This is a genomic window from uncultured Maribacter sp. (assembly GCF_963977385.1).
GTDB lineage: Bacteria > Bacteroidota > Bacteroidia > Flavobacteriales > Flavobacteriaceae > Maribacter.
The window spans coordinates 63,298-76,971 of sequence record NZ_CAXBOU010000017.1 but is presented as its reverse complement, the minus strand read 5'-3'; the positions used below and the strand labels follow the sequence as shown (position 1 = coordinate 76,971).

The 13,674-nt window shown below is 37.3% G+C and carries 10 protein-coding genes and 1 pseudogene; 8 read left to right on the top strand and 3 right to left on the bottom strand.

What is annotated here, in order from left to right; all coding sequences use genetic code 11:
* The 8 genes from AAC084_RS16570 to AAC084_RS16535 all read left to right on the top strand — a co-directional run bounded on the left by AAC084_RS16570 (position 1) and on the right by AAC084_RS16535 (position 10,946).
* Positions 1-1,665: a SusD/RagB family nutrient-binding outer membrane lipoprotein gene (locus AAC084_RS16570; protein WP_339841333.1), complete on the top strand. Its 1,665-nt coding sequence runs from the start codon at positions 1-3 to the stop codon at positions 1,663-1,665.
* 289 nt (positions 1,666-1,954) lie between these two features.
* Entirely contained in the window at positions 1,955-4,051 is a 2,097-nt protein-coding gene (locus AAC084_RS16565; protein ID WP_339841332.1) for an alpha-L-fucosidase, read from the top strand.
* A gap of 14 nt (positions 4,052-4,065) precedes the next feature.
* The gene (locus AAC084_RS16560) at positions 4,066-4,947 is read left to right on the top strand and encodes an endonuclease/exonuclease/phosphatase family protein (protein ID WP_339841331.1); all 882 of its coding nucleotides are present in this window, start codon (positions 4,066-4,068) and stop codon (positions 4,945-4,947) included.
* Between the two features lie 60 nt (positions 4,948-5,007).
* On the top strand, positions 5,008-6,702 hold the full coding sequence (locus AAC084_RS16555; protein ID WP_339841330.1) for a beta-N-acetylhexosaminidase: 1,695 nt from the start codon (positions 5,008-5,010) through the stop codon (positions 6,700-6,702).
* Between the two features lie 69 nt (positions 6,703-6,771).
* Positions 6,772-7,779, top strand: a complete 1,008-nt coding sequence (locus AAC084_RS16550) for a metallophosphoesterase (protein ID WP_339841329.1) — start codon at positions 6,772-6,774, stop codon at positions 7,777-7,779.
* Positions 7,780-7,827: 48 nt separating this feature from the next.
* Entirely contained in the window at positions 7,828-8,805 is a 978-nt protein-coding gene (locus AAC084_RS16545) for a metallophosphoesterase (protein WP_339841328.1), read from the top strand.
* Positions 8,806-8,912: 107 nt separating this feature from the next.
* Positions 8,913-9,074, top strand: a complete 162-nt coding sequence (locus AAC084_RS16540; RefSeq protein WP_339841327.1) for a hypothetical protein — start codon at positions 8,913-8,915, stop codon at positions 9,072-9,074.
* Positions 9,075-9,341: 267 nt separating this feature from the next.
* Complete coding sequence (locus AAC084_RS16535; protein WP_339841326.1) at positions 9,342-10,946, top strand: cellulase family glycosylhydrolase; 1,605 nt, start codon at positions 9,342-9,344, stop codon at positions 10,944-10,946.
* Between the two features lie 51 nt (positions 10,947-10,997).
* Here AAC084_RS16535 and AAC084_RS16530 read toward each other — a convergent pair.
* From AAC084_RS16530 to msrB, 3 genes and pseudogenes are all read right to left on the bottom strand, one after another.
* A pseudogene (locus tag AAC084_RS16530) lies at positions 10,998-12,209 on the bottom strand (NADH:flavin oxidoreductase/NADH oxidase family protein).
* 461 nt (positions 12,210-12,670) lie between these two features.
* The gene (gene msrA, locus AAC084_RS16525) at positions 12,671-13,210 is read right to left on the bottom strand and encodes a peptide-methionine (S)-S-oxide reductase MsrA (protein WP_339841325.1); all 540 of its coding nucleotides are present in this window, start codon (positions 13,208-13,210) and stop codon (positions 12,671-12,673) included.
* Entirely contained in the window at positions 13,203-13,661 is a 459-nt protein-coding gene (gene msrB, locus AAC084_RS16520; protein WP_339841380.1) for a peptide-methionine (R)-S-oxide reductase MsrB, read from the bottom strand. Before msrB ends, msrA begins: the two co-directional genes overlap by 8 nt.
* Positions 13,662-13,674: the final 13 nt, after the last annotated feature.

Genomic DNA, 13,674 nt, shown 5'->3' with positions numbered 1-13,674 from the left:
ATGAAAAAAATAAGATATACTATTATAGGTTCATTACTATGCACTATAGTACTGCTTTCATCTTGTGAAAAAGATTTTGAAGATATTAATAAAAGTCCAGCAACAGTATACACAGCGGATCCTGTTACTTTTTTACATAATGTACAGCTTAATGTATCTACAGCAAGTTCCACTTGGGTAGATTCTTATGCTACCAAATTAAGATGGATGCAATATTGCTCCAATATTTGGGGGTACTCACAGACTAACTTTACAGATATAGGCATAGGAGGAACATTATATTCGGAATATAATTCAATGGGTTCTTATGTATCGCATATCCCTTATTATATTGAGGAGAATATGCCTGAGGAATTAGATTCATATTCAAATTTAATCGATGTTTCCCGTGTTTTGTTGATATACAAAGGAATACAGGCGTCAGATACATTTGGTTCCTTGGTTTATTCTGAGGGTTGGGGAACAAGAAGTGAAAACGCGGAAACTGTTACTCCAGTTTTTCAGACACAAGAAGAGTTGTATACAGTTTGGAACAATGAACTTAAGGGGATTGTAAATAGATTGGCATCGGCAACGGATCAAAAGAATATTAGTAATTATGACCTTGCCTACGGTGGGGATGTAAACAAATGGATCAAAGCTGCAAATGCATTGCGATTAAGAATTGCTTTAAGGCTTTTAAAACGCGCACCAGATGTTGCTAAGACCATTGCTGCTGATGTTTTAGGGTCGGATAAACATTTTGAAAGCACAAATGATAGCTTCATTCTTTATTTTGATAACCAATGGACTACCAAAGGGGAGTGGCATTCAGTTATTGATATGGACAGGGCTTCTGCTCCGTTTATGACTTACTTAAATAAATATGATGATCCTCGTAAGCGTCTATTTTTTCAGCCTAATAACTTAACTCCTGAAAATATTGCCCAATATAATTCGGAACAAACTGATCCAGCAAAACATATAGCACCTACCACGACACAATGGGAAGGTGGAACTGTAAGCTATGATTACCGCGCAACAGATACCAATTACATGGCACGTTCCTTGGAAGACGGTACTGATATGAGAGCCATGAACAGACCGCAGACTCGTTTGTGGAAAGGTGCCCAAGATAGTGGTAGTGGAGGAGGATGGGCTCCAGTAGTTACCTATGCCGATTTTTGTTTTATGGCCTCAGAATTTGCTCTAGAGGGTGTTAGTAGCGGTAAATCTGCTCAAGAGTGGTATGAAGAAGGCGTTAGGGCTTCGCTTAGACAGTGGAGTGATATCGGTGGCCACACTCAAATCAATAATTATGAGGCAATTACTGAAACTGAAATTGAAGATTTTCTGAGCCAAACGGATATTGCATGGAATCCTGCTATTGCCAAAGAGCAAATTTATAACCAGACTTGGGTTGAACATTTTAAAAATAATAATGAAGCTTGGGCATTGTGGAGACGTACAGGTTTTCCTAATCAATCTAGCTCTGTAGTGACATGGGATCCCGTAATAGTACTGGGACAGGAACAGAACGTACCAAGACGTTCAAAATTTTCTTATCCTGCGGAAGGAACACCTAATTATGAGAATATGGTAGACCGTTTTGATAAGATGTCTGCAGACCCGGAATTTGGGAATATTGATAACGAGTTTGGACGTCTATGGTGGGATAAGCAATAGGGAGTGACCTTATCAGAGTACTACTTCCAAGTCAAATAGGTTTATATCCGAATGGGGAATTGAAACAAAATCCTGGTTGGTAACTATTAAACTTTCATAGAAGATTTTTTAAATCATCTATGAAAGTTTAACTCGATTAAAAATTTAGTTTTTGTTTAGTTTAATATTGAGTTTAAGGAGAGACTTGAAGCAGTCTCTCCTTATTTTTGAAATAACGGTCACTCATGAATAATGGAATTATCAATTTCCATGAAAAGAGTTAAAAAAATTACAGAATACATTTTATACTATGAATAAGTTTTATTTAAGATTTTTACTAATAGCAGTGTTAAGTTGTTACTTTTCAAATGCACAAGATAGTACTGGGCCAGAGCCTTTTGGACCAGTGCCTTCAGAACGTCAATTGTTATGGCATGAGATGGAATATTACGGTTTTATCCATTTCAACATGAATACATTCACCAATATGGAATGGGGTATTGGTAGTGAAAAGCCAGAACAATTCAATCCATCGCAATTAGACGCTAGACAATGGGCAAAAACCATTAAAGAAGCAGGTATGAAAGGTGTTATTATTACAGCAAAACATCATGACGGATTTTGTTTATGGCCCTCAAAATATACAGAACACTCGGTTAAAAACTCTCCTTGGAAAAATGGTAATGGAGATGTATTAAAGGATTTATCGGAAGCCTGTGCGGAATATGGATTAAAGATGGGGGTATATTTATCTCCTTGGGATAGAAACCATGCCGATTACGGCAAACCGGAATACGTCACCTATTTTCATAATCAGCTAAGAGAACTACTAACCAATTATGGTGAGATTTTTGAAGTTTGGTTTGATGGTGCAAATGGAGGTTCCGGTTATTATGGAGGAACCAACGAAACTCGTAAAATTGACAATAAAACCTACTATCAATGGGATAAGACTATTGAGATAGTTAGAGAATTGCAACCCAATGCCGTTATTTTTGGCGATGGAGGTCCAGGGGTCCGTTGGGTAGGTAATGAAGAAGGTTGGGCAAACGAAACCAATTGGAGTTTGTTAGAAAGGGACAAAGTATATCCAGGATATTCCAAGTATAAAGAATTGCGCTCTGGCCATGAAAATGGTACTCATTGGGTGCCTGCTGAATGTGATGTATCTATTAGACCAGGGTGGTACTATCACCCTTCAGAAGATACACAGGTAAAGTCTTTAGAGCATTTAGTTAAAATTTACTACGAATCCGTAGGTAGGAATGCTTCTTTATTAATGAATTTGCCTGTAGATGACAGAGGTTTGGTACATGAAAAAGATGTAGAACAGTTAATGGCGTTAAAGCATCAGATTGAAAAGGATTTCGCAAATAATGTAGCTAAAGAGGTGAAAGTTAAAGCAACAAATGTTAGAGGAAATCAATCCAGATTTGAAGCTAATAAAGTGAATGATGGAGACAATACTACCTATTGGGCAACTGATGAAGCCATTACTTCTGCTTCAATCATTTTAGAATTTGATGAACCTACCGAAGTCAATAGAATTGTATTGCAAGAATTTATTGCTTTAGGACAACGGGTGTATGGTTTTACCGTAGAAGCAGAAGTTAATGGAAATTGGGAACTTATTGACAAGCAGACCACCATTGGCGTAAAAAGAATTTTACGGTTCGATACCGTCAAAGCTTCTAAAGTTAAGGTGAATGTCACCGGTTCAAAAGCAGCGCCCCTTATTTCGAATATAGAACTATATCGTGCGCCAAGCTTGTTGACACAACCTAATATTACACGCGATAAAAATGGTACGGTAACTATGGGTGTGGCAGATAAAAATGTTGAGATATTTTACACCACAGATGGTTCTGAACCAACAACACAGTCTAGAAAATACAATGCTCCTTTTGTAATCAAAACACCTACAACGGTAAATATAATCGCCTATAATTCTGAAAACCAGGAGCAAACAGCAACTAAAACGATTTATTTTGATGTTAGCAAAAAAGACTGGAAGGTGCTTAAAGTAAGTTCAGGGAAGGCTGCAGCTGCAAATGCTATAATAGACAATGACCCTATGAGCTCTTGGACTTCGGCAGCTAGCGATTTACCAAAAGAAGTTTCTATAGATTTAGGAAAGACGTATAGTTTACAGGGTTTTACCTACATGCCTATTCTGGGTAGGTGGCCCGTAGGAATCATCTCAGAGTATGAGTTTTCAGTAAGTGATGATAACAAAACATGGGAAAAGGTCGCTACTGGCGAGTTTGCAAATATTAAGAACAACCCTATTCAGCAAACAATTGAATTCAACTCATCAAAAGCTAGATATATAAAACTGAAAGGAGTTAAAATGATTGATGATAACAAGGAGTTGTCTATCGGAGAAATAGGGATAATTACTAAATAGAAATTTAAACACTTATGAAAGCAATTACACCATCTTTCATTCTCATGTTCCTACTTTTTTGCGCATTCCACACTACTGTGAACGCCCAAAGTAAGTTGAAAGTCATGACCTATAACATCTGGAATGGTTTTGATTGGGGCAAAGATGCTTCCCGAAAAACTGAAACTATGCTTTGGATCAAGTCTAAAAATCCAGATGTATTGGCTCTACAGGAACTTTGCGGATATGATGAGGAAAAATTAAGAAAGGACGCTATGAACTGGGGACACCCTTATGTGAAAATTCTTAAAACGGATGGATACCCTGTTGGGCTCACTTCCAAAAAACCAATTGATTTAAAAGAGCGAGTATTGGACGGTATGTCTCATGGGGCTTTGCACTGTAAAACTTTTGGGATTGACTTTTTTGTGGTCCACCTTTCTCCTTCAGATTGTAATATAAGGTTGAAGGAAGCTAGGATAATTACAGAACGCGTAAAGAACAGTACAAGTGAAAAGTATATTTTATTAGGTGATTTTAATTCACATTCTCCCTTTGATGAATATTTTCTAGAAAAGAAGGGTCTTTTAAAGACAGCGTATGAGAACCAAAAACTTGGCGAAAAGCGTTCTAATCTAAGACTTGGTGAGTTCGATTACGCCGTAATGTCTACTTTTCTTGCACTGCCGGCAATTGATGTAGCTCTTGACTTCTCGAACCCCAAAAGCAGGTATACATATCCTTGCCCAGCTTCCGAAGAAGTGGAGAAAAAGAACGAGCGCATCGATTATATTTTGACCAGTGCAAGCCTAGCAAAGCTTTGTACCAAAACCACAATATTTAATGGAAAGGAAACCGCAAGGCTTTCCGATCATTACCCCGTTATGGCAGAGTTTGAATATGTAGACCTTGAGTAATAATTAGCCTTGTGTTATGGAAAAACACAATACAATATTTTATACTTTAAAAACTGAACAATGAGAATACTTACTTTTTTTATGGTCGCATTTCTGGCCATATCCTGTGCTGATAAAAATCAGAATATAGAGAATCCTGAACAAGCGTATCAAATCGTACCTAAACCGGCATCCTTGGTGATGTCTAAAGGTGGATTTGAAATAAACAAGAATACAACTATTATAAATCCGTCAGGTTTAAAAACCGAAGCGGAATATTTGGCAGAAATATTGAAGAGTGTTACTGGAACAGCAATTTCTTTAAACAGTAGTGATACAGAGGACAAGAGTATCGTTCTAAAAATTGATGACTCTATCGATAATGAGGAAGGTTACGAATTGGTCGTCGATTATAATAAGATAACTATTTCTGGCAAAACAGGACGTGGTGTATTCTACGGAATTCAAACTTTGAGACAGCTCATGCCGGTTTCGATAGAAACCGAGACTTCTATGACTACCGTAATGCTAATTCCCGGTGTAATCATTAAAGACGCTCCTAGATTTGGATATAGAGGAATGATGTTAGATGTTGGTCGCCATTATTTTCCGGTATCTTTTATAAAAAAGTATATCGATTTAATTGCTATGCATAAAATGAATACGCTTCATTGGCATTTGACCGAAGATCAGGGGTGGCGTATAGAGATTAAAAAATATCCAAGACTTACAGAAGTAGGGGCTTTCAGAAACGGAATGATAATAGGTCACCACCCAGGCACGGGCAACGACCAAGAGGAATATGGTGGGTTTTATTCGCAAGAAGATGTAAAGGCAATAGTTGCTTATGCCACCAAGAAACATGTAACCATAATACCAGAAATAGAGATGCCAGGACATGGTGGTGCCGCAATTGCCGCATATCCATTTTTGAGCTGTTTTCCAGAGGAACCTACTGCAGTTTTTAATGATATGATGTCGGATAAAAGTAAGGAACAACAAAAATTAGGTACTCCAAAGATAGTTCAGGAAACGTGGGGAGTGATGGATGATGTTTTCTGTGGGGGTAAGGAAAGTTCTTTTGCGTTCTTACAAGATGTTTTAGATGAGGTAATACCTTTGTTTCCATCTAAATATATACATGTAGGTGGAGATGAAAGCCCTAAGGCCAATTGGGAGCGTTGCCCTAATTGCCAAGCAAAAATAAAAGCTTTGGGCCTAAAGGACGAGCACGAACTGCAAAGTTATTTCATTCAACGAATGGAAAAATACGTAAATGGAAAAGGGAAGCAGATCATAGGATGGGACGAAATTCTTGAAGGTGGCCTAGCACCTAATGCTACGGTAATGTCGTGGAGAGGAGAAAAAGGAGGAATCGAAGCGGCCAAGCAATTGCACGATGTTATTATGACCCCTACAACTTACAATTATTTCGATTATTATCAATCTAAAGATACGGAGAATGAACCATTAGCTATTGGAGGTTTTTTACCTTTAGAAGAGGTCTATTCCTATAATCCAATCCCCAAAGAACTTAGTGAAAAAGAGCAAAAGTATATTCTTGGTGCTCAGGGCAATGTTTGGACGGAATATATGAAAACTGAAGAACAGGTAGAATATATGACTTTTCCTAGAATGACCGCTTTGTCAGAAGTAGTATGGTCTCCCCAAGAGGGCAGGTCGTGGGAAGATTTCAATAATAGGTTGAAGCACCTTGCCAAAAGGTATGATGCTATGGATATCAATTATGCCAAACATTTCTTAGACAACGAATAATAATTGTGAACCAAATTTTAGTAGGGGACAGCTCGGGTCACCGAATGCAATACTTAAAAAACAATAGATATGGGACGTAGAAAATTTATTGGTCAAATAGGTGCAGGTATGACAGCGTCATTATTACCGTACACTGGCTTGTCTTTCTCTCCATCATATCTAAGAGAGACTGGTGCTGATATCTTACGTTTTGGTATTGTTACCGATGTACATAAAGATTTAATACCCGATGCAAACGAAAGGTTAGAAAAGTTTATTGACAAGGCACAGAGAGAAAACGTAGACTTTATCATTCAGCTGGGAGATTTCTGTATGGGCGATTCAAAAAACAATGATTTTCTTTCAATTTGGGAATCTTTTAAAGGTCTAAAATACCATGTATTGGGTAATCATGACATGGATAAAAATTCTAAACGGGAAATGCTCGATTTTTGGGGAATGCCAAAAACATACTATTCGTACGATTTTCAGGGAATCCATTTTATAGTCTTGGATGCTAATTTTCTTTACCAGGACGGAAAGTTCACAGATTATGACAAAGCGAATTTTTATGTGGATAGCAAGATTCGGACTTTCATTAATGAAGAGCAGATAGAATGGTTCAAAGGTGATTTAGAAGAAACTAAATTGCCTACCATTATATTTTCTCATCAAAGTTTGTGGCATTATGAGTGGGGGGTCAAAAACCGTTTGGCTTTACAAAGGATAATGGAATCGCAATCTGAAAAAATCATTTGTTGTATGAATGGGCATAATCATATAGACTTTCATCGTCATCAAAACGGTATAGATTACATAGAGGTGAACAGCATGTCCTATCAATGGATGGGGGACAAGTACACGAGCACTAAGCACTTTCCAGAGCAGTATTATAGGGAGTACGGTTCGCTGCCCCATATTGCTCCTTACAAAGACCCTTTGTATGCATTTGCAACAGTAGACCTTAAAGGGCATATGCTGATTGAGGGTGTTAAAAGTGATTGGGTGTCTCCTTCTCCCGCCGAAATGGGAATGCCAAATGGTATTTATGGGCTCGAATACTCAGCAACAATGTCAGACTATAAAATTAAGTTCTAGTAATCTCTACTGCAGATAAATAACTAGGCCCTAAAACAAATAAATAATATGACCAGCGATTTAAATAGAAGAAGTTTTATTAAGTCTTCGGCATTGGCAGGCGCTGCATTGGTACTGCCTCTAAATGTTTTCCCCTTATCCAATAGTAAAGAAACAATTGAGTTTGGGCTGATTGCAGACATACATAAAGATGTGATGCATGATGCGGATGAACGCCTTCAGGCGTTTATTGATGCTGCCGACCAGAAGGATTTGGATTTTATTATGCAGTTAGGAGATTTTTGTAGGCCTTACGATTACAACCAAAAATTTCTTGATATTTTTAATAAATACGAGGGTGATAAATACCATATTCTTGGTAATCATGATACAGATGGAGGGTTTACCCGTGAACAGGTCAAGGCGTATTGGAATATGCCTGAGAATTACTATTCTTTCGATAAAAAAGGAGTTCATTTTATAGTGCTTGATGGCAATGATCCAAATCCAACGCCGTGGTCTGGCTACAATAGATATATTGGCGAAATTCAAGAAGAATGGTTGGTGAACGACTTGGAAAAAACAAATATGCCTACTGTTATTTTTAGTCATCAATCGTTGGAACTAGAGTATGACGGAATCGCCAATATGAAGGAAATCAGAAAGATTCTTGAAGAGACGAACCTAAAGGCTGGTTTTAAAAAAGTACTATGTTGTATAAACGGGCATACCCATACTGACTATGCCACGCAGATAAATGATATTCATTATGTACAGATAAATAGTGCGTCTTATAGATGGTTGGGTGGTGATTATAAAACTATTAGATACAGTAAGGATATAGATAAGCAATTCGAGTGGATTAAATACACGATTCCGTATAGGGAGCCATTGTTCACTTTCGTTAAGATAAGTCATGATAGTATTACCATTACTCCTAAGAAAACGGAATTCGTTGGTCCAGGTCCAGTAGAAATGGGCCTACCTGAGTCTTTACCAAACGACCCTATCGTGCCGACTATATCCAAGTATAAACTAAAGTTATAAATGCAATTTAATCAGGTTCGACTAGTATACATATCGACTCTAGGCTTATTTTACAATTGTTAGTGCCCGTTTTTTCTATTCATATTCTTATTTTTTTAAAAAATATTATGAAATCGTTAAGTACATTGGATTATGCCATTATAGTTACTCTTTCTATAGGACTTTATGTTTCTAAAATCTCTAGTAAGAGTAGTTTTGAGTTTTTTCTGTCAGGAATGTCAATGCCGTGGTGGCAAGTATTTCTTGTGCGAACACCCCTAACTTGGTGACCGATATAGTACGAATCAATGGAGTGTCTGGAAACCGGGTTTGATGGACATTTTTAGGAATAAGTCTTTTAACTGTATTTATTTATGCAAGACTCAGGAGAAAGTCAAATGCAAAAATGGATCTTTAATTTTATGAAATAAGCTATGGAGGTGCTCCAGCCCGTTTTTTAAAAGGATTGGATTTAGGGCTGTTTATCTAGGTATTGTTTTTAACGTAATTAAATGGTAAGGTTAGGGATTGAAATGAAAATAAAATGAGGATTTGAAATGAAAGAGAAAATTAGGATTGTCTCCGTGACAATAATGTTGCTCGGGATCTTTTTTATGGCTTGTAAGAACAATGACAATCCGATAACATTGGGCGAAAAAAAATTCCCTAAAACCATAACAGTCAACGGGAGTCATTTTGTTGATGATAGTGGTCGACAGGTTATTTTAAATGGAATAAATATTGTCAACAAGAATAAGGATGAGGGCTATATTTTTCAGAGTGGTCCAGAACTGTATGAAAACCTTTCAAAATGGGGGGTGAACTGTATACGGTTTATTGTTATTTGGGATAGGTTGGAGCCGGAGCCGGGAATTTATAATGAAGACTATTTAAAAGAAATTGATAAGTGTATAGCACTTGCTGAAAAGAATAACTTATTTGTAGTTTTGGATATGCACCAGGATCTATATAGTGTAAAATATTCCGATGGAGCCCCAGAATGGGCTACTTTAGATGAGGGGAAACCGCATACTACCGGGGCCATATGGAGCGATGCATATATGATGAGTGAGGCGGTCCAAACTTCTTTCGATAATTTTTGGTCGAACAAACCCGCCAGTGATGGTATAGGTATTCAAGACCATTATGCCGCGTTGTGGCGGCACTTAGCAGAGCGTTATGCAGACAATTCAACAGTTATAGGGTACGACATTATGAATGAGCCTTTTCCTGGGTCTACGGCTTTGGAATCGACCAATATTTTGCTAAGCGCTTATGGTGAACTACATTATTCGTTGACAGGGGAAGCTTTGGATGAGGAACAATTGACAACTATGTGGGAAGACGAAAATAAAAGGATCGAAGCACTTGAAATTTTGTCTGACAAGGATAACTATCACTTTGTGTTTAGTCGACTTTTTGAACTGAACAAGGAATTTGAAACCACCTCTTTACAAAATATGTATCAGAAAGTAGCAAGTGCTATTAGAGAAGTGGATAAAAAACATATCCTATTTCTAGAACATAGCTATTTTAGTAATACGGGTGTGGGTAGTAGTATAGAACGGGTTACTCTGTCCGATGGTTCTCCAGATCCATTGCTTGCTTATGCACCACATGGCTACGATTTGGTGACTGATACCGAGGCAGTGGCAATGGCCTCAAATGAAAGGGTGTCCTATATTTATGGTCAAATCAGCAAAAAAGGGGAGCAACTAAAAATGCCTGTATGGTTGGGGGAATGGGGCGCTTTATCCGGCAGTTCCATGAGCATGGTCCCAGCAGCAAAAAATGCTGTAAAGCTGATAGAAAAACATCTTTTTGGGAACGCTTATTGGTCTTATAACCCAGGTACTGAAAATTCTGAATATTTTAAGCAAATTCTTAACCGTGTGTACCCGGCATATGTAAATGGCGAATTAATTAGTTATAGTAATAATTTTGATTCCCGCCAGTTCACAATGACATGGAAAGAAGACAATAAGAGTAATGCTGTAACTATAATTTTTGTACCGTCTATATCCAAATTGGACAAGAAAACATTAAACGAATGGGGCCAAGTTGAGATAGAAAAAATTGAAGATTCGGACGCAGGTTGGGTTATAGTTTCTCCATTGAATAGTGCAGAGAATAGAATTTTGACTCTTTATTTTAATTATTAACTATTACTTTTCAAAAAAAAACATAATTACAATTGGCAAAAGAAAAACAATTTAGGAATTTAAAGAAGAAAATTTCTTCAACCATCGTCCGCAACGTTGTGCATCCCGTTGTTCATACTTCTGAATGGCTGTTGGCAGGTCTAATTCAAAATCATTCTCTTTATCTTCGCCTAATGCAATAAGTCTCATAGTGTACCAAGCTGTTATTCCTCCAGGAATGACATCTTTAAATCTTGGGAAAACAGGATCATAATCCTCTCCACTCAACCAAGTTTTGGCAAGTTTAGGGTTAATAGCCATTGCGCGTCCCATACTTATTATGTCTACAGCACCACTAGCTATGGCATTAACTGCTTGATCTTTTCTTTTAAAACCACCAGTTACCATTAGTGGTATTTCCGTAATCTCTTTAGCTAGTTTGGCAAAATCTATAAAATAAGGGCCTTCTTTAGAACCTTCAGAGCTAGACTCAGCACCGGGAAAGTAGGTTCCTCCACTAATATCAATAAGGTCTATTGATGTTTTATCTATTAACCGAACAACATCCAAGGCATCAGCTTCTGTTAGCCCGCCAATTAATTAATCTGTTGAATTGATACGAATACCAACAGGAAACGCCGGGCCAACAGCATTTCTTATTGCTACTATTATTTCTAGAATAATACGTGATCGAGCTTCAATAGAGCCGCCATATTCATCAGTCCTATGGTTAAATAAAGGAGAAAGGAATTGACTTAATAGAAAACCATGTCCTGCATGGATATGAACACCGCTAAAACCCATTTTTTTTGCATTCAATGCTGCTCTTGCGTACATGGGTATTAATTCTTGAATATTTTCGATAGTCATACCTGCACAGGTTAGACCATTAATATCTAAAGCTGATGGACCTTTTGGTTTACTAATTGGTAAATGAGAAAGAGCACCTGCATGTCCTAATTGTGCCCATAAATGAGCTCCATTAATTGTAGCTCTGCTAGTTAGTTGCTTTAATATTTTAGTGCTAGATTGTTTTCCAAGAACCAAATTTCCTGGTTTTTCTGGAAAGCGCGGATCTATTTGTACCTCACCAATAAATGATATTCCAATTTCACCTTCTGCCCATCTTTCATAAAGTCGTATTTGAGCTTCTGTAGGATTGCCTTCGCCATCACCAAGAGAATCGGACATAGGAGATTTTGCAAGCCTGTTTTTAAGAATAGCACCGCAAGGAAGCCTTAGTTCGGTTTTTAATATTTTATATGAAGCTGATTTTTGTGTCATGTATTACATGATTTTAATATAGGTCAATAAACGGTCGTGCGTTCATAATGACGTAGGAATAGAGACATTTTTGAGTACCTAGTTAAGCAAATAAAAGCTTAATATTTTTTTCAATATTGAAATTTATTATAAACAGAAAAGTTTAAAACTATTTACTTATAAAGATAGTTGCTAAGAAAAGAGATATTTGTTACCCGCTGTTAAAGCTTAAAATAATTTCGAGTAATCTTCTTTAGAAGTTTCTCCGATTATAGTGTGGGTAATGCGTATTTATGACTCAGCAGTTTTAATGGAAATCTCTATGTGGTCAGCAGTATACCTGTCCTTTATCCCTTGTATTTTGTTCGTTTGAATGATTTCTTTACACTTGGGGAAGATATTCGCTAACCTGTCTCATTTTTTTACCTCGTTTTTCTTTGGTTTCTAAATGCAGTGGCTTTTTAGGATTCAAATTTATTTATCTACTTTAATTTATCAGAATGAAACTTTCTAAGCTTCGCTAATTTGGGGTTAATTACAACTTGGCAATAACCCTGCTGAGAATTATTCTTGTAGTAATCTTGATGATCATCTTCCGCATCGTAAAAAACACCTATTGGGCTTAGTTCAGTGACAATAGGTTTATCATAGAGTGCTGTCATTTCTTCTAATACCATCTTAGCTTTACTTTCCTGAATATTATCATGATAATATATCACAGAACGATACTGGGTACCTGCATCGGCACCTTGTCGGTTTAATGAAGTAGGGTCATGTGTAGTCATAAAGATTATTAGTATATCTTCATAAGATATTATCTTAGGATCAAAAGTCACCTGAACTACTTCGGCATGGCCAGTGAGTCCAGAACAGATTTCTCTATATGTTGGTCTTCCGGGGGCTTTTCCGCCAGTATAACCAGAAACAACTTTTTTAATACCCTTTACTTCTTGAAAGACCGCTTCGGTACACCAAAAACACCCACCACCTACTGTGGCAACTTCAAAATTAGTATTAGCCATTTGCATCCTCCTTTTCTAATTGCATCGATTCTGAATTTATACAATAGCGTAAGCCACTAGGTTCTGGTCCGTCAGGAAAAACATGTCCTAAATGAGCATCACATGTATTGCACATAACTTCAACGCGAACCATCCCAAAAGAATCATCTTTGTGGTATTTAATAGCATTTTCTTTAATTGGCTGTGTAAAACTAGGCCAGCCCGTGCCAGACTCAAACTTAATAGTTGAATCGAACAAAGAAGTGCCACAGCAAATACATTCATATTTGCCAGCTTCATGAGAAGTGCATAGTGCGCCTGAATGCGGAGCTTCTGTTCCTTTTTTGCGAGCGATTCTAAATTGTTCAGGAGTAAGAATATCTTTCCATTCCTGTTCTGTTTTTTCTATTCTTTTATCAGGCTCAGGGTTACCATTCACCGAAAAATGAATTACATCTTTCCAAGTAAGTATCATAATTTTTCTT